Annotated in this window: 20 protein-coding genes; 14 read left to right on the top strand and 6 right to left on the bottom strand. The window is 70.3% G+C overall.

Annotated elements, in window-relative coordinates:
* Position 1: 1 nt before the first annotated feature.
* Positions 2–1,165 carry a type ISP restriction/modification enzyme gene (locus tag ACQHII_RS37515; protein ID WP_427923432.1) on the top strand — a complete coding sequence of 388 codons (1,164 nt, stop codon included), beginning with the start codon at positions 2–4 and terminating at the stop codon, positions 1,163–1,165.
* 64 nt (positions 1,166–1,229) lie between these two features.
* Here ACQHII_RS37515 and ACQHII_RS37510 read toward each other — a convergent pair whose 3' ends face one another.
* Positions 1,230–1,937, bottom strand: a complete 708-nt coding sequence (locus ACQHII_RS37510) for a TetR/AcrR family transcriptional regulator (RefSeq protein WP_427923431.1) — start codon at positions 1,935–1,937, stop codon at positions 1,230–1,232.
* Positions 1,938–2,000: 63 nt separating this feature from the next.
* Between ACQHII_RS37510 and ACQHII_RS37505 the strand changes: the two genes are divergently transcribed.
* Genes ACQHII_RS37505 through ACQHII_RS37495 form a run of 3 tightly spaced genes read left to right on the top strand, consistent with a single transcriptional unit; the run spans position 2,001 to position 4,966 of the window.
* Positions 2,001–2,945 (top strand): ATP-binding cassette domain-containing protein, encoded by a 945-nt coding sequence (locus ACQHII_RS37505; RefSeq protein WP_427923430.1) that lies wholly within the window; start codon positions 2,001–2,003, stop codon positions 2,943–2,945.
* The gene (locus ACQHII_RS37500) at positions 2,942–3,724 is read left to right on the top strand and encodes an ABC transporter permease (protein WP_427923429.1); all 783 of its coding nucleotides are present in this window, start codon (positions 2,942–2,944) and stop codon (positions 3,722–3,724) included. Before ACQHII_RS37505 ends, ACQHII_RS37500 begins: the two co-directional genes overlap by 4 nt.
* Positions 3,725–3,769: 45 nt before the next feature.
* Positions 3,770–4,966 (top strand): CaiB/BaiF CoA transferase family protein, encoded by a 1,197-nt coding sequence (locus tag ACQHII_RS37495; RefSeq protein WP_427923428.1) that lies wholly within the window; start codon positions 3,770–3,772, stop codon positions 4,964–4,966.
* A gap of 42 nt (positions 4,967–5,008) precedes the next feature.
* Here ACQHII_RS37495 and ACQHII_RS37490 read toward each other — a convergent pair whose 3' ends face one another.
* From ACQHII_RS37490 to ACQHII_RS37480, 3 genes are all read right to left on the bottom strand, one after another.
* Positions 5,009–5,275, bottom strand: coding sequence for a hypothetical protein (locus ACQHII_RS37490; RefSeq protein WP_019066227.1), 267 nt, complete (start codon positions 5,273–5,275; stop codon positions 5,009–5,011).
* A 126-nt stretch (positions 5,276–5,401) separates the two neighbouring features.
* Positions 5,402–6,235, bottom strand: a complete 834-nt coding sequence (locus ACQHII_RS37485) for an anti-sigma factor (RefSeq protein WP_427923427.1) — start codon at positions 6,233–6,235, stop codon at positions 5,402–5,404.
* Positions 6,232–6,774, bottom strand: a complete 543-nt coding sequence (locus ACQHII_RS37480) for a sigma-70 family RNA polymerase sigma factor (RefSeq protein WP_093624915.1) — start codon at positions 6,772–6,774, stop codon at positions 6,232–6,234. The genes ACQHII_RS37485 and ACQHII_RS37480 overlap by 4 nt, the downstream gene beginning before the upstream one ends.
* Before the next feature lie 250 nt (positions 6,775–7,024).
* On the opposite strand from ACQHII_RS37480, the gene ACQHII_RS37475 reads away from it, so the two are divergent.
* The 4 genes from ACQHII_RS37475 (at position 7,025) to ACQHII_RS37460 (ending at position 14,166) form a co-directional block, all read left to right on the top strand.
* Entirely contained in the window at positions 7,025–8,563 is a 1,539-nt protein-coding gene (locus ACQHII_RS37475; protein WP_427923426.1) for a DUF4331 domain-containing protein, read from the top strand.
* A gap of 123 nt (positions 8,564–8,686) precedes the next feature.
* Positions 8,687–10,753 carry a tetratricopeptide repeat protein gene (locus ACQHII_RS37470; protein ID WP_427923425.1) on the top strand — a complete coding sequence of 689 codons (2,067 nt, stop codon included), beginning with the start codon at positions 8,687–8,689 and terminating at the stop codon, positions 10,751–10,753.
* Positions 10,750–12,495 carry a sulfite exporter TauE/SafE family protein gene (locus ACQHII_RS37465; protein WP_427923424.1) on the top strand — a complete coding sequence of 582 codons (1,746 nt, stop codon included), beginning with the start codon at positions 10,750–10,752 and terminating at the stop codon, positions 12,493–12,495. Before ACQHII_RS37470 ends, ACQHII_RS37465 begins: the two co-directional genes overlap by 4 nt.
* Before the next feature lie 45 nt (positions 12,496–12,540).
* Complete coding sequence (locus ACQHII_RS37460) at positions 12,541–14,166, top strand: protein kinase domain-containing protein (protein ID WP_427923423.1); 1,626 nt, start codon at positions 12,541–12,543, stop codon at positions 14,164–14,166.
* 4 nt (positions 14,167–14,170) lie between these two features.
* On the opposite strand, the gene ACQHII_RS37455 is transcribed toward ACQHII_RS37460, so the two are convergent.
* Positions 14,171–14,977, bottom strand: coding sequence for an SGNH/GDSL hydrolase family protein (locus ACQHII_RS37455; protein ID WP_427923422.1), 807 nt, complete (start codon positions 14,975–14,977; stop codon positions 14,171–14,173).
* A gap of 283 nt (positions 14,978–15,260) precedes the next feature.
* Here ACQHII_RS37455 and ACQHII_RS37450 point away from each other — a divergent pair, with 283 nt between their 5' ends.
* The 6 genes from ACQHII_RS37450 to ACQHII_RS37425 all read left to right on the top strand — a co-directional run bounded on the left by ACQHII_RS37450 (position 15,261) and on the right by ACQHII_RS37425 (position 23,890).
* Positions 15,261–16,469, top strand: coding sequence for a S8 family serine peptidase (locus tag ACQHII_RS37450; RefSeq protein ID WP_427923421.1), 1,209 nt, complete (start codon positions 15,261–15,263; stop codon positions 16,467–16,469).
* 273 nt (positions 16,470–16,742) lie between these two features.
* Entirely contained in the window at positions 16,743–17,069 is a 327-nt protein-coding gene (locus ACQHII_RS37445; RefSeq protein ID WP_427923420.1) for a hypothetical protein, read from the top strand.
* Positions 17,070–17,436: 367 nt separating this feature from the next.
* On the top strand, positions 17,437–18,276 hold the full coding sequence (locus tag ACQHII_RS37440; RefSeq protein ID WP_200713379.1) for a glycosyltransferase family 2 protein: 840 nt from the start codon (positions 17,437–17,439) through the stop codon (positions 18,274–18,276).
* Positions 18,273–19,274: a glycosyltransferase family 2 protein gene (locus ACQHII_RS37435; RefSeq protein WP_427923419.1), complete on the top strand. Its 1,002-nt coding sequence runs from the start codon at positions 18,273–18,275 to the stop codon at positions 19,272–19,274. Before ACQHII_RS37440 ends, ACQHII_RS37435 begins: the two co-directional genes overlap by 4 nt.
* The gene (locus tag ACQHII_RS37430; RefSeq protein WP_427923418.1) at positions 19,267–20,067 is read left to right on the top strand and encodes a polysaccharide deacetylase family protein; all 801 of its coding nucleotides are present in this window, start codon (positions 19,267–19,269) and stop codon (positions 20,065–20,067) included. The genes ACQHII_RS37435 and ACQHII_RS37430 overlap by 8 nt, the downstream gene beginning before the upstream one ends.
* Entirely contained in the window at positions 20,060–23,890 is a 3,831-nt protein-coding gene (locus ACQHII_RS37425) for a lipopolysaccharide biosynthesis protein (RefSeq protein ID WP_427923417.1), read from the top strand. Before ACQHII_RS37430 ends, ACQHII_RS37425 begins: the two co-directional genes overlap by 8 nt.
* A 24-nt stretch (positions 23,891–23,914) precedes the next feature.
* On the opposite strand, the gene ACQHII_RS37420 is transcribed toward ACQHII_RS37425, so the two are convergent.
* Entirely contained in the window at positions 23,915–25,330 is a 1,416-nt protein-coding gene (locus ACQHII_RS37420) for a GH39 family glycosyl hydrolase (protein WP_427923416.1), read from the bottom strand.
* Between the last annotated feature and the right edge of the window lie 14 nt (positions 25,331–25,344).

Below are 25,344 nucleotides of genomic sequence, written 5' to 3'. Positions count from 1 at the left end.
GATGCCGAGCGTGACGCACGACGACGCTCCGTTGCTCGCGGACCTCATGCCGTGGTCCGTCGCACCGATCCGGCTCGGCCGGGGGTGGCCGACGGCTCCTGACGCGGCAACCCTGAGAGCCCGCTGGGACGCCCTGATGAAGGCCGAAGTCCCGGACCGGGAAACCCTGTTCGAGCCGACCCGCTCCCGCACCCTCCACTCCGCGGTGACCCAACTCCCGGGCCAGTCCAGCGGCACGGAGAAACTGGTCCGCGCCACCGGCCCCTGCCCGGAACCGGTCCGCGTCCTCCACGCCCCCTTCGACGAGCAGTGGCTGATCCCCGACCACCGCCTGATCGACGTGGCCCGCCCGGAGTTGTGGCGGGTCGCGGACGAACACCAGGTCTTCGTGGTGGAGACGTCCCCGAACACCGCCGGACCCCCCGTCCTCACGTCATCTCTCCTCCCGGTCCTCCGTCCCGGCCGCGTCCGCCCCCTGTACCGCCGCCCCGGCGGTGAGGAACCGAACCTGGCACCGGGCCTGCTGGAACACCTCGCCGACCGCCTGGGCCACTCCCCCACCGCTGTGGACGTCCTCGCCTGGACGGTGGCGACGGTACGCCCCGGCCCGACCGTCCCCCTGACGGCGGACACTGAACTCTGGTCCCACGGCGTCGAGTTGGGCCACCGCATCCTCTGGCTGACCCGCCGCGACGGCGACCGCCCCAAACTCCCCGGCGGCCGACGCCCCTACGTCCGCGCCCCGCTTCCGCCCCTCCCCCTCACCCTCCACTACGACCGCGACGAGGAGACCCTCCACCTCGACGAGGGCCGCATCTCCCCGGTACCGCCCGAGTCCTGGGACTTCGAGGTGAGCGGGGTACGCGTCCTGGAGGAGTGGTTCACGTCCCGGACGTCGGAGTCCGCCGAACCGGGCACACTGGCGGCGATCCGCCCGCCGACATGGCAACAGACATGGACGTCGGAACTGCTGGAGCTGATCACGGTGTTGGCACTGCTCGCGGAACTGGGCCCACAGCAGGAGGAGTTGACGGTGACCGACCCCATCACCTCCGCCGAGCTTCGGAAGGCGGGCGTCCTCCCGGCCCCGGAGTGGTCGCGCCACCCGGCCTCGGTCCTGGACCACCACGAGGAAGGCCCAGAGGGACAGTTCGCTCTAATCTAGGTCACCTGCAACTCCCCAGGGGCGCGGGGAACTGCGCGACCAGCCCCAACGCACCCGCACCCAACTACGGCGCAAACGCATCCAAAACCTTCCCCACCGCCACATCAAAAATCGCGTCCAGATCAATGGGCCCCGGGTCCTCCAAGAACGCCGCAGCCATCCGCGGATACGCCCCACCCGCGATCTGACTCCCCAAGTACGCGATCCGCACCGCGTGTTCCTGCTCCTCCGACCACGGCAACGACCGCGACCGCTCAGCAGTCGCCAACTCATTGCTCACGTACATGGTCACGACCCCGTTGAGCATCCCGACAAGCTGCATCTTCGTGCCGTACGTCGCCTCGACCGGATCGAGACAGGCGAGGCAGTGCTCCAGATACTTCAGCGCGTTCGGACTGAACCCGTACACCGGTGACATCAGCCGCGGCAGCCAGGCATGCCGATGCATCAACGTCCGCGTCTGATGGGCCACCCGGACCATGTCGGCCCGCCAGTCCCCCGACGGCTCCCACTCCTCGTGCTCCCCGCTGACCGCGTCGACCATCAGCTCGTACAGATCCTCCTTGCGGGGAACGTAGTTGTAGAGCGACATCGTGCCGCACCCCAACTCGGCCGCGACATGCCGCATGGACACGGCGTCCAGCCCCCCGCCGTCGGCGATCCGCACCGCCGCCGCCGCGATGTCCGCGCGGCTGTACGCGGGCCTGGGCCCGCGCCCCGCCCGCTCGGGGCGCGCCCAGATCACTTCGGGTACGGCCGCCCGGTCCGCCATTGATCATCACCTCGACCACCATCCTAGTTACGTACACCGTACGTAGTGCGCTATGGTCGACCCATGACTACTACGTACGCTGTACTTAGTGAAGGTCTGGAGAAGCGCTTCGGCGCCGTGCACGCCGTGCGCGGGCTGGACCTGGCGGTGGCGCGGGGCACGGTCTGCGGGGTGCTCGGGCCCAACGGCGCGGGCAAGACCACGGCCGTCCGGCTGCTCACCACGCTGCTGCGGCCCGACGCGGGCTCCGCGCGGATCGCCGGACACGATCTGGTCCGGGAGGCTGCGGCCGTACGGCGCGGCATCGGCGTCACCGGGCAGTACGCGTCGGTCGACGGCGACCTCACCGGCCGGCAGAACCTGCGCCTGTTCGCGCGGCTGCACCGGGTGCGGGGGCCGGCCGAGCGGGCCGGTGAGCTGCTGGACCGGTTCGGTCTCACCGAGGCCGCCGACCGCGCCGCGTCCACCTACTCCGGCGGGATGCGCCGCCGCCTCGACCTGGCGGCGAGCCTGATACGACGCCCCGAGGTGCTCTTCCTGGACGAACCGACGACCGGCCTCGACCCGGCCAGCCGGAACCGGATCTGGGACGCCGTACGGGACCTGAAGAGGGAGGGTACGACCGTGCTGCTGACCACGCAGTACCTGGAGGAGGCCGACCAACTGGCCGACGACATCGCCCTGGTGGACCGGGGGCGGGTCGCGCACAGCGGGTCGCCGTCCCAACTCAAAGCGCTCATCGGCACGTACGCCGAGGTCGTCGTCGCACACCCGGACGCGCTCGCGAAGGCGGCCGGTGTCCTCGACCGACTCACGGGCACCGAGCCGTCGTTCGACCACGAGCGGAACACCGTCGGCGCGGTCACCGGCGACCCGACCCTCACCCTGCCCCGGCTAGTCCGCGAACTCGACGCGGCGGGCGTGCCGTTGCTCGACGCGAGCATGCGGCCGCCGACGCTCGACGACGTGTTCCTGCGCCTGACGGACCGTAAGGAGCGAGCGGCATGAGCGCGTTGGCGTACGACGGCACCGCGATGCTCGGCCGGCAGCTGCGGCGGGTGCGGAACAGTCCGGCGCTGGCGATCCTCACCCAGACCATGCCGATCACCATGCTGCTGTTCTTCGGTTACGTCTTCGGCAGCGCGCTGGCGATGCCGGGCGACGCCTACCGTTCGTACCTGGTACCGGGGTTGCTGGTCGCGACCGCCGCGAACGGCATCATGACCGGCATGTTCCAGGCCGCCCAGGACTCGCACCGGGGTGTCAGCGACCGCTTCCGCACCCTGCCGATGAGCAGGGCGGCCGTACCGCTCGGGCAGGCGAGTGCCGATCTGGTCGTCACGGCGGCCGGGACCGTGCCGTTCCTGCTGGTCGGTCTCGCGGTGGGGTGGCGGGTAGAGGGGTCGGCGGCCCAAGCCGCCGCCGCTGTGGGCCTGTTGCTGCTGTTCCGGTTCGCCTGTGCCTGGGTCGGCATCCTGCTCGGGCTGGCCTCGCGCAGCGAGGAGGCGGCCGGCCAGCTCGGCAGCGCGACCTTCATGCTGCCGCTGCTGTCCAACGCGTACATCCCTACCGACCGGCTGCCGGGCTGGCTGCGCACTCTGGCCGAGTGGAACCCGATCAGTGCGGTGACCACGGCTCTGCGACATCTGTTCGGCAACTCGCCCGTGCCCGAGGGCGCCGCCTGGCCGGTGGCCCATCCGATCGCCGGGTCGCTGGCGTGGTGCACGGCGCTGATCGCTGTGTTCGCGCCGCTCGCCGTACGCCGGTACGCGCGCGGCGAGCGCTGAAGCCCCGCATGACAAAGGCGCCGGGCGCGGGACATGATCCCTCGCATGGAGCCCATGCCGCTGCCCCTTGAGGGCGTCACCGTCATCGCCGTGGAACAGGCCGTCGCCGCGCCCTTCGCCACCCGGCAGCTCGCCGATCTGGGCGCCCGGGTGATCAAGGTCGAGCGGATCGACGGCGGTGACTTCGCGCGCGGCTACGACACCGCGGCAGGCGGGCTGGCCTCGCACTTCGTGTGGTGCAACCGGGGCAAGGAGTCGATCGCGCTGGACCTGAAGGACCCGCGGGGACTGGATGTCGTACGGCGGCTGGTCGCGGACGCGGACGTGTTCGTGCAGAACCTCGCGCACGGGGCCGCCGCCCGGCTCGGGCTGGACGCGGCGACGCTGTGCGCCGCGCATCCCCGGCTGGTCGCGGTGGACATCTCGGGGTACGGGGCGTCGGGGCCGTACGCGGACAAGCGGGCCTACGACATGCTCGTGCAGTGCGAGGCGGGGCTGGTGTCGGTGACCGGGACGCCTCAGCGGCCGGTGAAGGCGGGGATCCCGGTGGCCGACATCGCGGCGGGGATGTACGCGTTCTCCGGCGTGCTCGCGGCGCTCGTGCGGCGCGGCACCACCGGGCGGGGCGGACCCGTCGAGGTCTCGATGCTGGACGCGGTCGTGGAGTGGATGGGGCATCCGCTGCATCACACGATGCACGGCGGAACTCCCCCGGCGCGCACGGGACTTGCGCACGCCGTCATCGCGCCGTACGACGTCTATCCCACGGCGGACGGCGGGCAGGTGCTGCTCGCGGTGCAGAACGACCGGGAGTGGCAGCGGCTGGCCGAACAGCTGCTGGGGCGGCCGGAGTTGGGGACGGATCCGGACTTCTCGACCAACGCGGAGCGGGTGGTGAACCGGGAGCGGACGGACGCCCTCGTCGGTGCGGTGCTGGGTGGGCTGGCCACCGACGAGGCCGTCTCGCGGCTGGAGCGCGCGGGCGTGGCCTGCGCGCACCTGAGGAACGTACAAGAGGTGGCGGAGCACCCGCAGTTGGCGGCCCGGGAGCGGTGGCGGGAAGTGGGTTCGCCGGTCGGGCCGTTGCGGGCGCTGCTGCCTCCGATCACCTTGCCGGGCGGAGGCGAGGCGCGGATGGGTGACGTGCCCGCGCTCGGGGAGCACACCGTGGCGCTGCTGCGTGCCGTGGGGATGGCGGACGTGGAGATCGCAGCACTGCGCCGGGACGGTGTGGCGTCCTGAGCGCGGGCCCCCGGGAACTCCCCGGGGACGCCGAGGACTTGCTCAGCGCCCGCCGAACAGCGAACGGCGCAGCCTGCGCAGCGGTGCGAAGAGCGAGACCCTGCTCACTCGCGCGCCCCTGGCGCTGCGTTCCTGCGTGGTGTCGCGCGAGGTGAGCTCGCGCATCAGCGAGGTCGCCTCTGCCGTCTCGCGCTGCGGGACGACGGGGCCGCCTAGCACCGAGAGATGGCGGTCGAGGCGCGAACTCGTCGCGCTGCTCCCGCACGTGATCGCAGGGACCCTTGCCCTACTGCGCACTATCTGTTCCATGTCACTCCCCACCCGTACGAGTCCACCCGGCCCGGGCAGGGTAACCCTATCGCCCCAACCGGGCACTCGTGTATCGAGGTCTCAGGATTCACCTTCCCCGTAAGGGGGTTGACGACCCCTCCTTGATTACTCTCCGAATCCAACCGATTTCAGGGCGAGTTGGACAACTGGCTGCGTTGTGGGCTGTGGTGAGCCCCCGTCGGGCTCGACGGTCACTGCGAGTGATGTTGCTGATTTGTCGAGTCCGGTGGTGACCAAGGGCGTGTCGTCCTTGAAGAGCCCGAGGGAGCGCGGTTGCACATTGGGGCGCATCAGCCACAGTTGACGCACTCGCCCGCTGGGCAGTGCGCCGTATCCGCTCAGGGTGACGACCGCGCGCCCCTCCGACGCGGAGGCGATCACGCCGATGCTCCGGCCCGCGGTGTCCGCGCCGGTGGTCGCACGGGCGTCGGGAGCCGCGAGAACGTGTGCGATCTCACGCGACTGCGCCTGGGCGGCGTCCAGCTTGTCCTGTGTCCGGTTCGCCTGCACGGCGAAGAGCGAGGCCACGACGAGGGCCGCGGCGGCCGTCGCGGTGGCGAACGGCACGAAGAACGGCCGCCGTTGGGGCACGCGGGCGCGTGACGCCTGCGGCTCCGCGCCCCACACATGGGCCGGCAGCCGGGGCGTGTACTCCCGCGTCTCCCGCCCGCGCTCGCGCAGCGGGCCGGGCTCCTGCGGGGTGTTGCGGATCGCGGACAGCACCCGGTCGCGCATCGCGGGCGGCGGCTGGGCGGCCATGGACCTGGCGAGGCGGGCCGCGCCCTCGGTCAGGCCGCGGACCTCGAAGGCACAGCGCTCGCACTTCTTGAGGTGCTTCTCGAACTGGGCGCGCTCGCCGGGTTCGAGGGCGTCGAGGGCGTAGGGGGCGGCGAGCGAGTGGAGATCGCCCCGGCGGAAGAGTCGGGCGAGGACGCTCATGCGGCACCTCCCAGGCAGTCGCGCAGCCGGGTGAGTCCGTCACGCATACGGGTCTTGACCGTGCCCAGCGGCAGCGAGAGCCGCTCGGCCACTTCACGGTACGTATAGCCGTCGTAATAGGCGAGGGTCACGGACTGCCGCTGAAGGGCGGTGAGCCGGTCCAGGCAGCGGCGCACCAACTGGCGCTCCAGGCCTGCCTCGACCTCCTCGGTCACCTGGTCGAAGGCCGGGTTGTGGGAGCGGCGGGCCTCGCGCTGCTCGCGGTCGACGGCCGCGCGGGCACTGCGCACCCGGTCGACGGCCCGGCGGTGGGCGAGGGTCAGGACCCAGGACAGGGCGCTGCCGCGGCCGGGATCGAAGCGGGCGGCGGACCGCCACAGTTCGAGCAGCACCTCCTGGGACACCTCCTCGGACTGCGCGGGGTCGCGCACCACCCGGCGCACCAGTCCGAACACGGGCCCGGACACCAGTCCGTAGAGCTCCTCGAAGGCCTGCTGGTCCCCTCCGGCGACCTGCACCAGGAGTTCGTCCGCCCCCACCCGTCCCCCTCTCGTCGACCGCACGCGGCCCCTCCTCCTCGACCGCACGCGGTCAGTCACTTCGCATCCCGTCACACGAGGCATTCGAAGCGGATGCCTCCAAGGATGGGTTACGGATCAGCGGACTTAAAACGCGGGTCACGAGCCGGATTGGAGTCCCCCAAAAAAACTTTTCAGGTTCGACCAATCCGGCCCGGCACCAGCTCCGAATCCCCGAGCGTCAGGCAAGTTGGCAACGAGGACGGACGGCATGACACCTATCTCCAGGAGCGGTGCGGGACGCAAGAAGCTTGCGGCCCTCGTATGTGGCGCACTGGCCGCCGGGGGGCTCGCTGCCGCGGGCACGGCCGCGCTGGAACCGGGAGTGGCCTCGGCCTCCTCCCACCGGGAGGCGCCCCTCATCTCGGGGACCCCCCAGTACGACAACACGGACCTGTACGCGTTCGTCAGCCCGGACAAGCCGAACACCACGACGATCGTGGCGAACTGGATACCGTTCGAGGAGCCCGCCGGCGGCCCGAACTTCTACCAGTTCGCGGACGACGCCCAGTACGACATCCACATCGACAACAACGGTGACGCACTGGACGACTTCATCTTCCGCTACACCTTCAACACCCAGATCAAGAACAAGAAGACGTTCCTGTACAACACGGGCGCGGTCACCAGCCTCACCGACCCCGACCTGAACGTCACGCAGTCGTACGACGTCGAGCTGATCAAGCTCAAGAAGGGCAAGGCGGTCTACAAGACCAAGATCGCCGACGACATCCCCGCGGCGCCCTCGGACGTCGGCGACGCGTCGATGCCGGACTACGCCAAGCTGCGTTCGCAGGCGATCTACAAGACGGCGAACGGCGGCGCGACCTTCGCGGGCCAGGCCGACGACCCGTTCTTCGCCGACCTGCGCGTCTTCGACCTGCTCTACGGCGGCAACCTCAGCGAGGTCGGCAACGACACGCTCAAGGGCTACAACGTCAACACCATCGCCCTCCAGGTGCCGAACGACCTGATCCGGCAGTCGAAGAACCACCCGACCGTCGGCATCTACTCGACGACCCAGCGCAAGAACGCCAAGGGTTACTACACGCAGGTCTCGCGCCTGGGCAACCCGCTGGTCAACGAGGTCGTCAACCCGCAGAAGGACAAGGACAAGTTCAACGCGTCCGAGCCCAAGGACGACGCGCAGTTCCTGAAGAACGTGACCAACCCGGAGCTGCCGAAGCTGATCGAGTCGATCTACAAGATCAAGGCGCCGAAGGAGCCGCGCAACGACCTCGTCAGCGTGTTCCTCACCGGCGTCAAGGACCTCAACACGCTTCAGCCGTACACGAAGCCGTCGGAGATGCTGCGCCTCAACACGTCGATCCCGCCGACCGCGCACCCCAAGCGGCTCGGTGTCCTGGACGGCGACAACGCGGGCTTCCCGAACGGGCGTCGGCTCACCGACGACGTGATCGACGAGGCGCTCCAGGTCATGGAGGGTGAACTCGTCGGTTCCAAGAACGACTTGGGCGACGCGGTCGACAAGAACGACAAGGGCTTCGAGAAGTACTTCCCCTACGTCGCCGAGCCGACCTCGGGTTCGCGCGGTCCGCTCGCCAAGGGCACGAGCAGCGGCAGTGACGTCAAGAACCAGCTGGGCGACGCGCTCCAGCCGGCGGGCTCGTCCTCCAGCAACAACATGATGCTGATCACCGCGTCGGCGGCCTCGGGTGTGGCCGGCGTCCTGCTGATCGGCGCGGGCGTCGCGTGGTGGCGCCGCCGGATGACCCACCGCCCGTACTAAACCCCCACCGACTGGCGCGGCCCGCACAGCTTCTTCCCCCACGGTGCGGGCCGCGCCACCCCTGCGTGACAACCCCCCACGGCAATACGGCACTTGAATCACCCCAGGCGATGGAGGAACGGCATGGCCCCGCGCGAGCACGACAACAAGCCGACGGAGGGCGAGCCCGGCGAGACGCCGGTGGCGGCGGAGCGGGAACGCGAGTGGGAACGCGTGTGGGCACAGGACGAGACCGACGCCGAGGCCGGGACCGGCCCTGAGCACGAGGCCGACCCCCAGGCAGCCGAGGTCAGTTCCAAGACCAAGACCAACTCCGGGGACGTCAGGGCCAGTTCCAACGCCAAGACCAACTCCCGGGACGTCAAGGTCCGTTCCGACGTCGAGGCCAACTCCGGCAACGTCAGGGCCAGTTCCGAGGCCGAGGCCAACATCGGTGACACCAAGATCAGTTCCGAGGCCGAGGTCAGTTCCGGGACCGAGAGCAACTCTGGTGATGTCAGGGCCAGTTCCGAGGCCGAGGCCAACTCCAGGGACACCAAAGTCAGTTCCGAAGCCGAGGCCGACTCCGATGTCGGGGCCGACTCCGAGAGCACGACCGACTCCGGCGCCGAGGCCGACCCCGAGATCGAGCCCGAGGCCGAGATCGCCCCCGCGCCCGAGATCGAGCCCGAAGCAGGACCGACCGAAGCCGCAGCCCCATCGCCTGGGCACGACCACCCCCACCCGCACCCGCACCCGCACTCCCACGACCACCCCCACCCCCACGCTCACGACCACGACGATCACGCCCCCCACCCCGGCACGCCCGGAGACGCGGCGGCCGATGAACGCATCGCCGCCGTACGCCGGTTGGGCGCCGCGGGCCGTCGCTGGCGGGTCGTGCAACTCGCCGGGTGCGCCGCCCTGTTGGCCGTGGCGATGACCGCCGGGGCGATCGCGATCGGCGCGGCGAGGGACAGCGGTGCCACCGGCGTCACGAACGTCTCCAGCGCCGTGTCGCCCGACCTGCTGGCCAGCGGGAGCCTGGACGCGAGCATCGCCGCGCTCCAGGCCCATCTCCGCGGCCAGCCGAAGGACTTCGACGGTTGGGCGACGCTCGGTCTCGCCTATGTGGAGCAGGCCAGGACCAAGGGCGACCCCTCCCGCTACCCGCAGGCGCAGGCCGCTTTCACGCGGTCGCTGAAGATATCGCCGAACAACGAGAACGCCCTTGAGGGACGGGCCGCGCTGGCCGCCGCCCGGCACGAGTTCGCGGAGGCCCTGAGCTACGCGGACAAGGTCCTCAAAGAGAACCCCTACAGCGAGCGCGCCCTGTGCTCCCGTATCGACGCGCTCGTCGAACTCGGCCGCTACGACGAGGCGTCGAAGGCCGCCGACCTGGCCGACGCCCGCAAGCCCGGCGTCCCGGTGTTCACCCGCTACGCCTACGTCCACGAGCTGCGCGGCGACGTCAAGACGGCCCGCACCGTGCTGGAGCAGGCGCTCGCCGCCGCGACCTCCCCCGGCGACATCTCGTACGTGGCCGGCACGCTCGGCCAACTCGCCTGGAACCAGGGCGACTACAAGACCGCGCTGGACTACTACGGCCGTGCGCTCGCCGCCGACGAGAACTACCTCCCCGCCCTGGAGGGCCGCGCCCGCGCCCAGGCCGCCCTGGGCGACCGCGCCGACGCCATCAAGGGCCTGGAGCTGGTCGTCTCCCGCTATCCGCTGCCCCAACCCCTCGTGGAACTCGGTGAGTTGTACGAGAGCCGGGGCGCCGCGGGCGACAAGGCGAAGGCCGACGACCAGTACGCCCTCGTCGACGCCTGGATCGCGCTCGCCCGCGCCAACGGCGTCAACGCCGACCTCGACACCGCGCTCGCCGCCGCCGACCACGGCGACATCAAGTCGGCCCTGAAGGCGGCCCGCGCCGAGTGGGCCCGCCGGCACACCGTGCACACGGCGGACGCGCTGGCCTGGGCCCTGCACGTCAACGGCCGCGACGCGGAGGCCCTTCAGTACGCCCGTCAGGCCACGGCGACCAACTACCACAACGCCTCGTTCATCTACCACCTCGGCATGATCGAGCTCGCCACCGGTCACACGGCGGACGGCCGGGCCCACCTGACCAAGGCCCTGAAGCTGAACCCGGGCTTCTCACCGCTGGGTGCGGCCAAGGCCCGTAAGGCACTGGAGGCGACCAAGTGAGGCCCGTCCGCCGTCTGTTCGCGTCCGCCGCGGCCGTCTTCACGGCCACCGGCGCGCTCCTGCTCGTCCCCACGGCGGCAGCGAGCGCGCACCCGCTGGGCAACTTCACGGTCAACCGCTACGACGGTCTCGTCGTCGCTCCGGGCGTCCTGCGCGTCACTCACATAGAGGACCTCGCGGAGATCCCGGCGACCCAGGCCAAGCCGGACATCAAGCGGCTCGGCATGACCGAGTGGGCCCGACAGCGGTGCGACAAGGCCGCCGAGGGCAGCAAGGTCACCGTCGACGGACGTACCGTCGCGCTCACGACCGGCACCAGCACCGCGCGGCTGCGCCCGGGGCAGGCGGGGCTCAACACCCTCCGGCTGGAGTGCAGTTCGACGGCACCGCTCCCCAAGGGCAGCACGGTCGCCCTGGGCTTCCACAGCGCGGGCCTGACCACCGGGCCCGGCTGGCGGGAGATCACCGCGCGCGCCGACCGGATGACGCTGACCGGGACGGACGTACCGAAGAAGTCGGTGTCGCACGAACTGACCAGCTATCCGAAGGACTTGCTCTCCTCGCCCGCCGACATCACGAAGGCGTCGCTGCGCGCGCGTCCCGGCGGCCCGGCCCTCACCGACGACGACCAGTCGCAGGCGGACTCGACCGCGTCCGCCATCCTGCCGCGCGGCGTGGACCGTTGGACGGAGGCCCTGACCAACATGGTCGCCCGCCACCACCTCAGTGTCGGCTTCGCGGCCCTCTCCCTGCTCATCGCGATCGCCCTGGGCGCGATGCACGCGCTCGCCCCCGGCCACGGCAAGACGTTGATGGCGGCCACGGCGGCGGCCCGGGGCGGTCGCGCCCGTCTCAAGGACGTGCTCCCGCTCGCCGCCTCGGTCACGGTCACCCACACCCTCGGCGTGATCGCCCTGGGCCTCCTGGTCACGGCCGGTTCCGCCGCGACGCCCTCGGTGATCGCCTGGCTGGGCATCGCGAGCGGCGTCCTGGTCCTCTTCGCGGGCGGCAACCTCCTCCGCCGCGCCTGGCGCAACCGCCCACGCCCACAGGCCACTTCGCACGAACACCCGCACCCCCATCCCCATCCCCATCCCCATCCCCATCCCCATCCCCACAGTCACGATCACGATCACAGTCACGAGACCGCCAAGTCCCCCCAGCGCTCCCTGGTCCTCGCGTCCGCGCACACCGAGGCCGGTGCCACGCACACGCTCACCGAGGCCCACCCGCACCCCCACAGCCACGACGACGACCATGCCCACGGTCACGACCACGGCCATGACCACCCCCACCCCCATGACCACGAGCACGAGCACGAGCACGGCCACACGCACGACCACGACCACGCCCTGGAACACACGCACGGCGGCTTCACGCACACCCACTCCACCGCGCCCACCCTGCGCGGCACGATCCTGCTCGGCTTCGCCGGCGGTCTGGTGCCGAGCCCGTCCGCCGTGGTCGTCCTCGTGGGGGCCGCCGCGCTCGGTCAGGCCTGGTTCGGGCTGCTGCTGGTCGTCGCCTACGGCGTCGGGCTCGCCCTCACCCTCACCGCCGCCGGATTCGCCGTCGTCAAGCTGGGTACAGGGATGAACCGGGTGCTGGACCGGCGCCCCCGCTGGACCACCAGCCCCATGGCAGCCCTGGTCCGCAGGACCCTGCCGTTGGCATCGGCGCTCGTCGTCGTGGCCCTTGGGGTGGGTTTGGTGCTCAAGGGGGCGGCATCCGCACTCGGCTGAGCTACGTTTGTGGAGGATTGGCCCGGATGCGAATGGGGAGCGCCCATGCCCGAAGAACCGGGCACTGAACGTGTGATCGCGGACCGCTACCGACTCCTGTCGCCCCTCGGCGAGGGCGGTATGGGAACGGTGTGGCGGGCCCGCGACGAGGTCTTGCAGCGCGAGGTCGCCGTCAAGGAGGTGCGCGCGCCGGCCGGACTGGCCTCCGGTGACGTGGAGCGGATGTACGCCCGGCTGGAGCGCGAGGCGTGGGCGGCGGCGCGGGTCGCCAACCGCAATGTGGTGACGGTGTACGACGTGGCCATGGAGGAGGGCCGCCCCTGGATCGTCATGGAGCTGGTGCGGGGCGTGTCCTTGGCCGATCTCCTGGACGCCGAGGGCCCGTTGACACCGCAGCGGGCCGCGCACATCGGTGCCGAGGTGCTCGCCGCGCTGCGGGCCGCGCACGACGCCGGGGTGCTGCACCGCGATGTGAAACCGGCCAATGTGCTGATGTCGAACGACGGCCGGGTCGTGCTGACGGACTTCGGTATCGCGATGGTCGAGGGCAGTTCGGCGCTCACCATGACCGGCGAGGTCATCGGTTCGCCCGAATTCCTCGCACCGGAGCGGGCGTTGGGCCGTACACCGGGGCCCGAGTCCGATCTGTGGGCGCTGGGTGTGCTGTTGTACGCGGCGGTCGAGGGCAGTTCGCCGTTCCGGCAGAACACCCCGCTGAGCACGCTGCGCGCGATCGTCGACGAGGAGTTGCCGACGCCGCGGCGGGCGGGACCGCTCACCCCGGTCATCGAGGGGCTGCTGCGCAAGGACCCGGCCGAGCGGCTGACGGCCGAACAGGCGGAACAGGACCTGCGGTTGGTCGCGGCGGGCGGTACGCCGCGCGCGAGCACCGCGCCCACGACGCCGTACACGCAGACGATGGCGGGGTACCCGCAGGACCCGTTCTCCCACCAGGAGTCGCGGACGCCGCCACAGCCCGTGCAGGGCTTCGGGCCGCCGCCCACCTCCTACTCGACGCCGACGGCCGCGGACGAACCGCACCGCAACCGGCGGGCGGCCGTCGTGATCATCGCGGGAGTGATCGCGCTGGCCCTGGCGATCGGCGGACTGACGTACGCGCTGTTGAACCGGGACAACGGGGACAACAACAACGCGGGCAAGGGCACCAGCACCCCCAAGAGCCAGCCCTCGGACGGGACTTCGCCCAGCGCGAGCAGCGAGACCACGGCCGCCAGTGAGACGCCGAGCCCGAGCGCGAGCAAGTCCTCGTCGGCGCCGCAGTCGGTGCAGGTGTCCGTGGCGGGGTCCAACACCGACTACTCCGGGAGCTGTCCGCCGTCGAACACGGACGCGCCGACCTTCACGGCGAGTTTCACGGTGGGGAAGCTGCCCGCGGAGGTGTCCTACCGGTGGGTGCTGAAGAGCGGTTCGGTCTCGGACCCCGGCTGGAAGACGCTCTCGTTCCCGTCGGGCGGCGGGAAGACCAAGCAGGACCGGGTGTTCCTGACGACGTACTCGACCAGCGGGACGTTCAGGAACGAGATCAGTGTCGAGGTCCGCAGCCCGGTGGAGAAGACGTCCAACTCGGTGCCGTTCTCGGTGACCTGCCTGACGGAGACCCCGTCGGACGGGGCCTCCGCGTCGGACTCGGCGTCGCCTTCTGGCGGGTGATCCGTCAGGCGGCGCCGGCGAACACGGGCAGGTAGCCGCCGGACTGGCCGGCCGCGGTCGGGTGGTACGACTCGGTGATGTTCAGCAGGTTGAGGCTGTGCAGCCAGGAGCTGCCGGAGCAGATCTCGTGGCCGGTGAACGTGGTGCGTACGTCGCCGAAGGTGAAGCCGTGGTCGGCGGCGCGCTTGGCGAGGGCCGCGTCGAGGTAGTCGGCCGCGCCGTTGATGGCGCTGCGCTTGGTCGCGGAGAGGCCGAGGCAGGTGGTGCCGAGCTTGTAGAAGCGCGGGTAGCCGAGCACGACCACGTGCGCGGCGGGGGCTTTGGCGCTGATCGCCGAGTAGACCTTGTCGAGTTGGGCGGGAAGCGTCGAGTCGACGTACGCCTTGGCGGTGGCGATCCGGGTCAGGCAGGAGCTGTCGGACTGGAGGACGCAGGTCGTCATGACGTCGGCGAAGCCGGCGTCGTTGCCGCCGATGGAGATCGAGACGAGGGACGTGGCCGAGGTGAGCGGGCCGAGTTGACTCGCCAGAACATCACCCGTTCGGGCGCCTGAGCAAGCGGTGAAGTCGAACGTCGAGGGTGAGTGGGCGGCTGCCCAGAGGTAGGGGTAGGCCTTGGTGCTGCGGTCACAGGAGCCGCTGGAGCCGATGTAGCTGCCCGCGCCGACGCCCGAGGAGTAGGAGTCGCCGAGGGCCACATAGCCGCCGGTGGCGGCGAGTTGGGACGCCTGCGCCGTCATCGCCCCGGTGAGGGCGAGTCCGGCGGCGAGGAGGAGCGAGGTCACGTATGCCGTAAATCGGGAACGTCTCATGGAACCTCCCTTAGCAGGATCTCTGCCACAACTGTCGTACCAACTACGCGCATTGACGGGAAGTGTCCATGCCAATAGAGAGGCCACCCGAGTCATTGATTGCGTGTTCATGACAGGTGTGTGACAGGCCGTCAACTCCCTTGAACCACACCGGTACATGACCCATTCTTTACTTAGCCTTGGTGCGGAACGCAACGCTCCACGGCTGTGCGCACGACGACGCGCGCACCCCCACACACGCGCGCCGACCCGGGCGCGCCGCCTGGAGGAGGACTCCCTCGCAATGGCACTCCTGCGTAGCAAGAAGCTCCGGCTCGCCGCGATGACCGGCGCGGCCACGGCCGCCCTCGTCGGCGGGCTCACCGCACTCCCCGCCCAGGCCGCCCCGGCCACGGGCACGGTTCTGGCCGCCGGCTCCCCCACAGCCGTCGACGGCAGCTACATCGTCACCCTCAAGAAGAGCGCCGGCCTCAAGGCGTCCTCGGCCGCGGGCAAGGGGCTGGTCAAGGAGTACGGCGGCACGGTCACGAAGACGTTCGGCACGGTGCTGAACGGCTACACGGCCAGCCTCTCCGCGGCCGAGGCCGCGAGACTCGCCGCCGACCCGGCGATCGCCGCGGTGGAGCAGAACCAGCGCGTCCACCTGACCGACACCACCCAGTCCAGCGCGCCCTGGGGCCTGGACCGCATCGACCAGGCCGCGCTGCCGCTCTCGGGGACGTACACCTACCCCGACACCGCCGGCAGCGGCGTGACCGTGTACGTCATCGACACCGGTGTGCGGATCACCCACACCCAGATCAGCGGCCGTGCCTCCTACGGCTACGACGCGGTCGACGGCGACACCACCGCCTCCGACGGCAACGGCCACGGCACCCATGTGGCCACGACGATCGCGGGTTCGACGTACGGCGTCGCCAAGAAGGCGAACATCGTGGCGGTCCGGGTGCTCGACAACAGCGGCTCGGGAACGACGGCCGGTGTGATCGCGGGCATCGACTGGGTGACCTCGAACCACACCACCCCGGCGGTCGCCAACATGTCGCTCGGCGGCTCCGCCTCCACCTCGCTCGACACGGCGGTCGCCAACTCCATATCCAGCGGCGTGACTTACGCGGTCGCGGCGGGCAACAGCTCCGCCAACGCCTCCTCCTACTCCCCCGCCCGGGTCGCCACCGCGATCACGGTCGGCGCGACCACCAGCACGGACGCCAAGGCCAGTTACTCCAACTACGGTTCGGTGCTGGACATCTTCGCGCCCGGGTCCTCGATCCTGGCGGGCTACAACACGAGTGACACCGCCACCGCGACCCTGTCGGGCACCTCGATGGCGACCCCGCACGTGGCGGGCGCCGCGGCCGTCTATCTCGCGGGCCACACCTCGTCGACTCCGGCCCAGGTCGCCACGGCCCTGGTGAACGGCGCCACGTCGAATGTCGTGACCAGCGCGGGCACCGGTTCACCGAACAAGCTGCTGAAGATCGTCCCGTAAAACCCGTCCGTCCCAGCTGAACAGGTGTTCCCCGGAGGCAGCAGGCGCCTCCGGGGAACACCTATTCGGAGATGCACGAGAACCGGTGCAAGCGCCTTCCGCACCTTGACGTGCCCGGTCGGGCTGCGCCACATTGAAACCCGGCATCCGGCGCGCTGGGGGGCAAAGTCGCCAATGCAGACCATAGGTATCAAGAGAACATCCACCGCCGACACCGAGCGGGCGCGACCAGGACCAGGGAGGGACCTGTCAGCGCTTTTCGCCGGTGCGGCCGTGACCGTCGGGGCGGTCGGCGCGGCGTACGCGCTCACCGGCTCCGGATCACCGCTGCGCGGACCGTTCGCGCTGTTCTTCCTTTTCTCCGCGCCGGCCTCGGCGATCGCGGCGGCGTTGCGCGGACTTGATCCCTACGGCCGCCTTCTCGCGTCGGTCGCGGGCGCGGTGGTCGTCGACATGCTGGTCGCCCAGGGAATGCTGGCCGTGCACCGGTGGTCGGTCGACGGGGGAATCGTCGCGGTGGCGGTGATCAGTGGCCTGACCGCACTATCGGTATTCGTGCGGCATATGCGCCGCCGTACAACGGATGACAAAGGAGTGTAACGGTCAAACCAACAAAAACGTGAGGCCACGTTTCAGGCCTTGCCATACGGGTTCAATCATCAATACCGTCGTAATCTCACCCGCACCGGTCCATCATCGAGCGGCTCTAGGGGAGGGCTCAAGGACCGCGATGAACCGGAGCGGGGCGCGGTAGGGGGGTGCCGTGCTCGGTGACCGTACGTGTGACCGAGTCGTGCCGCGCGGCCGGCTTTCACGCCTTTCGGGGGTCGACCAGCTTTGCCAGCTCACCACGCGTGCACGGAGATTCCTTTGTCCGTGGCGCCTGTGAGAACCCCCCTTTCGAACCGGAGCACAGAGCCGGGCCGCCCAGGGGCGGGCGGTCCGCCGGACGAGAGGGACCAGACTCGTGAGTTCTGTTCTGCGCCCAGCCACATCGGGCCAAGATCCATTAATGTCGGCCAAATACCGGCCGATCTCTTCTCACCTGGCCATCGCACCGCCGGTGAGTGTGGTGATTCCCGCCATGAATGAGGCGGAGAATCTCCCGTACGTCTTCAAGACACTGCCCGCGTGGATACACGAAGTGGTTCTTGTGGACGGCAATTCCACCGACAACACCGTGGAAGTGGCCCGCGAACTGTGGCCCGGGGTGAAGGTCGTCGAACAGCAGGGAAAGGGCAAGGGGGATGCCCTGATCACCGGGTTCGAGGCGTGCAGCGGCGACATCATCGTGATGGTCGACGCGGACGGCTCGGCCGACGGCCACGAGATCGTCAGTTATGTCTCCGCCCTCGTCTCGGGCGCGGACTTCGCCAAGGGTTCCCGCTTCGCCAACGGCGGCGGCACGGACGACATGACGTTCATCCGCAAGCTCGGCAACTGGGCGCTGTGCACGATCGTCAACCGCAAGTTCGGCGCCCGCTACACCGATCTCTGCTACGGATACAACGCGTTCTGGCGGCACTGCCTCGACAAGATCGACCTCGACTGCACCGGCTTCGAGATCGAGACCCTGATCAACATCCGGGTGGTCAAGGCCGGCCTCAAGGTGCAGGAGATCCCCAGCCACGAGTACCTCCGCATCCACGGCACAAGCAATCTGCGCGCCGTGCGGGACGGGATCCGGGTGCTCAAGGTGATCCTCAAGGAGCGCTCCAACCGGCGTGCGCTGCGCAGCCGTTCGCACTCCACGATGATCGACGGTCTCGACCCGCAGCCCACCTCGGTCCGGGGAGAGGTGTCTTGAGCGGTCCCGGCATCTCTGTCGTGATCTGCGTCTACACCGAGGACCGCTGGGAGGACATCCTCGCGGCGGTCTCCTCGGTGCGGGCGCAGTCGCGGCCCGCGCTGGAGACGTTGCTGGTCGTCGACCACAACCCCGCTCTCCTGGACCGACTCACCAGGGAGTACAAGGACTTCGCGGAGAGCGGCGAGGTCCGCGTGCTGGCGAACGCGGGCCCCCGCGGGCTGTCCGCCGGCCGCAACACGGGCATCGCCGTCTCGCGCGGCGAGGTCGTCGCCTTCCTCGACGACGACGCCGTGGCCGAGCGGGAGTGGCTGCGGCACTTCGCCGAGGCGTACGCCGACCCCAGGGTCATGGCCGTCGGCGGCCGTACGATGCCGATCTGGGCGTCGGGCCGCCGGCCGGCCTGGTTCCCCGAGGAGTTCGACTGGGTGGTGGGCTGCACGTACAGGGGCCTGCCGCCGGGCCGGGTGCGGGTGCGCAACGTCCTGGGCGGCAACGCCTCGTTCCGGCGTACGGCGTTCGACGCGGCCGGGGGGTTCGCGACCGGTATCGGGCGGGACGGCGACAAGCGTCCGCTGGGCTGCGAGGAGACGGAGTTGTGCATCCGGCTCACGCGGGCCAGACCGGACGCGGTGCTGCTGATCGACGACCGGGCGGTGATCCACCACCGGGTGCCGGAGGTGCGCGAGCACTTCGGGTATTTCCGTACGCGCGCCTATGCCGAGGGCCTGTCGAAGGCGCTGGTGGCCCGAAGTGTCGGCGCCGACAAGGGACTTGAGTCGGAGCGCCGCTACACCACCCGGGTCCTGCCGGCCGGGGTGGCGCGCGGGCTGCGGGACTTCGTGTTCGCCCGGCCGGGCGGCGCGGGCCGGGCGGGCGCGATCGTCGCCGGGGTGTTCACGGCGGCGGGCGGGTATGTCGTCGGGAGCGTGCGGGCACGGCGGGGCGGGGCCACGTTCGTGGTGGCCGGGATCGAGCGGGGGGACACACATGAGTGACACACCGGTGCCGATCCTCATGTACCACTCCGTCGCCGCCGCCCCGAACGACGCCACCCGCGCCCTGTCCGTCGCGCCGGAGGCGTTCGCCGAACAGATGGCGCTGCTCGGGGACTTGCACTTCACCCCGATCAACACCGCCGATCTGGCGGCCAGTTGGCGCTCGGGCAAGCCGCTGCCGGAGCGTCCGGTCCTGATCACCTTCGACGACGGCTACGAGGGCGTGCACCGGCACGCGCTGCCCGCACTCGCCCAACACGGCTTCGCGTCCACCCTGTTCGTCTCCACCGGCTGGATCCGGGGCGCCCACGACACCGGGGGCGGCCTGGACACCATGCTCGACTGGGACCAGATCCGCCGACTCGCGGACGCCGACGTCGAGATCGGCGGCCACAGCCACACCCACCCGCAGCTCGACCAGCTCGACGACGACAGCCTGCGCGCGGAGCTGGTCCGGTGCATGGAGATCGTCGCCGACGAACTCGGCGCGGTACCCGTCTCGTTCGCGTATCCCTACGGCTACTCCAGCCGCCGGGTGCGCGTCGCGGTGCGGGAGACCGGGTTCACGCAGGCGCTCGCCGTCGGCAACGGCCTCGCCCGCCGCCGGCAGGGACCGTACGCCCTGCGGCGGGTGACCGTGCGCCGCAGTACGGGTGTCGAGGAGTTCGAGCGGCTCGTCGAGGGCCGTGCGATCGCCCGCAACTTCGCCAGGGACCGGGTCCTCACCCAGGGGTACGCCTTGGTCCGCAGAGCCCGACAGGTCCGCCGGAAGGCCAGCCGTTCCCGTGTCTGACACGACGACCACCACCCAGGACGCAGTGCCCGAGACCCAAGCGCCCCAGCAGTCCGGGCGCCGTCTGCGCCTGCCGGGGAGGCGCAAGTCCCCCGGCGGCAGCCCGCTGTTCCGCAACGCCTACGCCCTGATGCTGAACACCGGGATCTCCGCGGTGCTGGGCCTCGGCTACTGGCTGATCGCGGCCCACTACTACTCGGCCTCCGCCGTCGGACAGGGTTCGGCGGCGATCGCCGCGATGAAGCTGCTCGCCGGACTCACCGCGGTGACCCTGACGGGGGCTCTGGCGCGCTTCATCCCGGTCGCCGGCCGCGCCACCGGACGCCTCATCTTCCGTACGTACGCGGGCAGTTCGCTGGTCGTCGCGCTCGGCGCCGGGATCTTCCTGCTGACCCTGAGCGACTGGGGACCCTCGTACCGCTTCCTGCACGGGCCGCTCCCCGCGCTCGGCTTCGTCGTCGCCGTCGTCGCCTGGAACCTGCTCACGCTCCAGGACGGGGTACTGACCGGACTGCGCAGCGCGCCCTGGGTGCCGGTGGGCAACACCGTGTTCTCGGCGGTGAAGCTGGGGCTGCTGGTCGGGCTCGCGTCGGTCTTCACCATGAGCGGTGTCTTCGTGTCGTGGGTCGCCGCGATCGCGTTCTCCGTGGTGCCGCTCGGCTGGCTGGTGTTCCGGCGGCTGGTGCCCCGGCACGTCAAGGCCACCGAGGACCACGCGAAGCCGCCGACACTGAGGGAGATCGGGCGGTTCCTCGCCGGGGACTACACGGGCTCGCTGTTCTCGCTCGCCGTGGTCTATCTCGTACCGGTGATCATCGCCTCGCAGGTCAGCTCCGAGGACAACGCGTACTTCTACATCACCACGACGATAGGCGGCACGGTCAACCTGCTCGCCATCAACATGGGCGCCTCACTGACCGTCGAGGGCTCCCACGACCCGGCGCGCATCGCCGCCAACACCCGGGCCGCGCTCAAGCGCATGGCCCGCATCATGCTGCCGATCTGCGGGCTGCTGTTCATCGGGGCGCCGTACATCCTGGGCGTGTTCGGCGCGGGGTACGCGGACGCGGCGACCCCGCTGCTGCGCTGGTTCGCGGTGGGCGCGCTGCTGCGGGTCGTCATGGAGACGTACTTCGCGGTGCTGCGCGCCCAGAGCCGGACCGGTGGACTCGCCTGGCTCCAGGGCCTGTTGTGCGTCCTGGTGCTCGGTCTGACCCTGCTGCTGCTCCCCCGCATGGGCCTGACCGGCGCGGGCGTCGCCGAGATCTCCAGCCTCGCGGTGATCGTGACGATCGCCGCGCCCAGACTCTTCCGGACGCTCAGGGCGGCGCCCGTGGAACTGCCCGCGGACGCGGCACCGGACGGCGACCTCGCCGACCTGGGGGCCCGCGAGGTCCCGACCGCCACACGCCGGCGCGGCCCCGCCTGGGCGCTCGACTCCGACACCCTCGCGCTCGGCATCCACGTGGACTTCGACCACCTGGAGCGGCGGCCCGACGTGCGCCCTGGTCCCGGCACCCCGCCCGCCGGCACGCCCATCGTGTCCGGCGAGCAGCGGCCCACCTGGGCGCTCGGCATCAAGCGGTCCGAGATCGTGGGACTGCCGGTGGAGGAGCGGGAACCCGGCTCGGAGTCCTCGGTGAGTCCGGTCGCGGAGCCCGAGGTGGACGCGCCGTTCGAACCGGCCAACGGCTCCGACCGGGTGGTCGTACCGGAGGCGGCGCTCGTGGCGGCGGAGGCCCGGGAGGCGGAGGCCCGGGAGGCCGAAGTGCCGCCGCCCGCCCGCCCGTTGTCGCTGCGCGAGCGCCTGGTGCCCACCCGGCCCGGTGTCGTCATCGGCTGTCTGCTGGTCGCCGCGCTGCTCCTGTACTGGGTGCCCGCGCTGCGGCTCGGCGAGTCCGACCTCGACCGCATGGGCGGGCTGGGCCTGATCTCGGTGCTGCCGCTGCCCACGCTGGTCGGGGCCGCGCTGCTGGTCACGGTGTTCGCCGCGCTGCTGTGGCTGGGCCGCGAGCACAAGGCGCTGCTGCTGATCACCCTGCTCGCGACCGTGGTCTCGCTGCACGCGCTGCCCGCGGTGATCGAGCCCGAGCCGCGCTTCCCGACGGCCTGGCAGCACCTCGGGTTCATCGACTACATCGACCGCACCGGGTCGGCCGTACCCGACCTGGACGCGCGCTGGAGCTGGCCGGGCTTCTTCGCAGCGGCGGCGTTCATCGGCAGGGCCTGCGGGATCACCGACTGGACCGAGGTCATCCGCTGGTGGCCCACCGCCATCCAACTCGCCTATCTGGCACCGATGTTCCTGCTGGTCCGCTCGCTGCGGGCGAGCTGGCGGGCGAAGTGGACCGGCGTCTGGATCTTCGTGCTCAGCGGCTGGGTCGGCCAGGACTACTTCTCGCCGCAGGGCTTCACCTTCCTGCTCTATCTGGCCTTCGTGGCGATCCTCCTGGTCTGGTTCCGGGCGCCCGGGGTCCTGTGGACGAGGATGCGCCCCGGCGAGGCGGAGGTAGAACCGACCGACCGGCGCCAACAGGCCGTTCTGCTCCTGGTGTTGATCGGACTCTTCGCGGCGAGCGTCCCGGCCCACCAGCTCACCCCGTTCGTGATGCTGGGCGTCCTCACGGTCCTCGTCCTGATCGGCCGCTCCGAACTGCGCGGCCTGCCCATCCTGTTCGCGGTGCTGGTCGCGGTGTGGATCGGTTTCATGGCCGAGCCGTACTGGTCCGGGCACTTCAACGACCTCTTCGGCGGGGTCGGCGGCGTCGGCAGCAATGTCTCGACGTCCGTCTCCGGCCGTATCCAGGGCGGCAGTTCGACCCACAAACTGGTCCTCTACACCCGCGTCCTGCTGGCCGGCGGCGTCATGGCCTTCGCCTGCTGGGGCTGGTGGCGCCGCCGCGACCACAAGTACCGCGAACGCTCCCTCCTCGTCCTCACCTTCGTCCCGTTCCTGGGCTTCGGCATGCAGTCCTACGGCGGCGAGATGGCGCTGCGCGTCTTCATGTTCGCGGTGCCGGGCGCGGCCCTGCTCGCGGGCCTCGCCCTCTTCCCGCGCACCGGCGTCACCGCCAAGGAGCGCGAGAAGGACCGCATGAGCCTCGCCCCGCTGGCCGCGCTGGTCGCCGGCCTGGTGCTCATGGGCGGCTTCCTGGTGGCCCGTTGGGGCAACGAGGGCTTCGAGCGGGTGCGGCCCGGCGAGGTCGCCGCCATGAACTACGTGTACGCCCACGACAAGCCGACCGTACGGCTGCTGTGGCTGAGCAACGACACCGTCAACGACGTGACACCGGCGATGCCGTGGGGCGCGAAGGACATGGAACGGGTCAACTACGTTCCCACACTGGCCCCTTCGGACCCGGTGCTGGTGTCCGGCCTGGTCAAGGCGCTCAAGGACGCGGGCCCGAACTCGTATCTGATGCTCAACAAGAGCCAGGTCGTCTCGCTCCAGCTGGACGCGGGCTACTCGGCGACCTGGGAGTCCCGGCTCATCCAGAACCTGGACAACCGGCAGGAGTTGAAGAAGGTCCTCGTCAACGACGACGTCACCATGTACGCGCTGCGCAAGCAGCCGGCCGGCGCGGTCCCCAAGCCCGACCCCGGGCCGATCGGACCGCAGATCACCTGGACGCCGTGGTCGGTGGTGGGCGCGCTCGCCGCCCTCGCGCTGATCCTGATGCTGACGGCCCGCGAGATCGTCCGGGTCGCGGTGCGGCCGAGCGTGCGTCAACTGCGGTGGCTCCAGAGCAGCTTCTGGTTCTCGCTGCCCCTGCTGGCGGTGCTGCTGGCCTCGCTGGTGCAGCGGTTCCTGACGATGAAGTAACAAGGTCTTACGGGGTCAAGTGGCTCAGCGCGTCAGCCACTTGACCCCGTAGGCCGCCAGGTCGAAGTCCTGACCGTCGACCTTCGCGCTGATCTGCCGGTCCAGGGTGTTCACGACCAGGACCGTCTTGTCGGTGGCGAGGACCTTCACGTTGGGCACGTCGTCCGCCGCGATCGACACGGTCTCGAACTTCGCACCGGGCCCGAAGGCCGCGTCGAAGCGGGAGACCAGGTCGTACATCGGCAGCTGCTTCCCGCCGTCGGAACTGTCGGTCGGCGTCCACAGGCAGCCCGCGCAGTTCGCGCCCTTCTCGGTCTCCGGGTTCCAGTAGAAGCCGGAGGTGGCGCCGCCCTTGGCCATGGCGATCATGCCGGCGGCCTGGACGGCGACACGGTGGGTCTCGGACCAGCCCTTGCGGTCGTCGTTGCCGTCGGCGGGCTCGACGTAGTACTCGGCCCACCACAGGGGCAGGTCATGCGTCTGCTGCCGTACCCACTCGCTCACGGCGGTGAGCTTGTCGGTGGCCGCGAACTCGTTGGGCAGCAGCTCGTCGTCGTTGGTGTAGCTGGAGCCGTCCACGACCACGAAGTCGGCGCCGACCTTGTTCTTGTTCCAGTAGTCGAAGGCGTCGATGATCCGCTGGTCCATCGCGCCCCAACTGCCCTTGAAGGTACTGGAGGCGTTCGCGTCGCGCGGGTCGACGCTGTCCATCACCAGATACGGACCGCCGACCATGATCTTCGGGTTGACCTTCTTCAGCGCCTTGTAGACCAGGTTGTAGAGCTGGGTGTAACCCTCGTAGTCCCAGCGCTGTTCGGCGTTGTTCCAGAAGCCCTTGAACTCGTTCCACACGATGAAGTGGGTGACGTCCGGGTACCGCTTGGCGACGGTCGCGGCGAGCGCGGCGAAGTCCGCGTAGTGGTCCGGCTGTGGAGCCGTCTCCAGCGCGGACTGGCTCCAATCGGTGTTGTCGACGCCCGACTTGCCGCCCTTCATCCAGTCGGGCGAGCAGCACAGCGTGATCACCGGGGTGCCGCCCGACTTGCGGACGAAGTCGATCCGGCGGTCGAGGGCGCCGAAGTCGTAACGCCCCTTCACCGGCTCGGGGTTGTCGGCGCCCCAGCCCATGATGGCCTGGTCCTGCGGGAGTTGGGACTTCGCGAGCAGTCCCTCGACGCGTTCGGTCGCGGCGCTGCTGCCCTCGTCGGCGCTGTACTGGGTGTGGGTGAAGCCCCAGCCGACCTCGGGCCGGTCCTCGTCGGGCGGGCTCGCCGGGGTGCCGTGCACCTTGTCGCCGTCGCGCGAGGTGCCCGCGGTGCTTCCGCCGCCGGGAAGCGTGTTGATCAGGGTCACGATCAGAGCCAGTGCGGCCACACCCACGCCGAGCAGCGCGGTGAGCCGCCACCGTCGTGCCCCCGAATTCCACCCATGACGTCCCATCAAGGGCAACAGTA

Source organism: Streptomyces sp. cg40, assembly GCF_050320165.1.
Taxonomy (GTDB): domain Bacteria; phylum Actinomycetota; class Actinomycetes; order Streptomycetales; family Streptomycetaceae; genus Streptomyces; species Streptomyces hokutonensis.
Note: the sequence above shows the minus strand (reverse complement) of the source record. Positions and strands in the feature narration are given on the sequence as shown.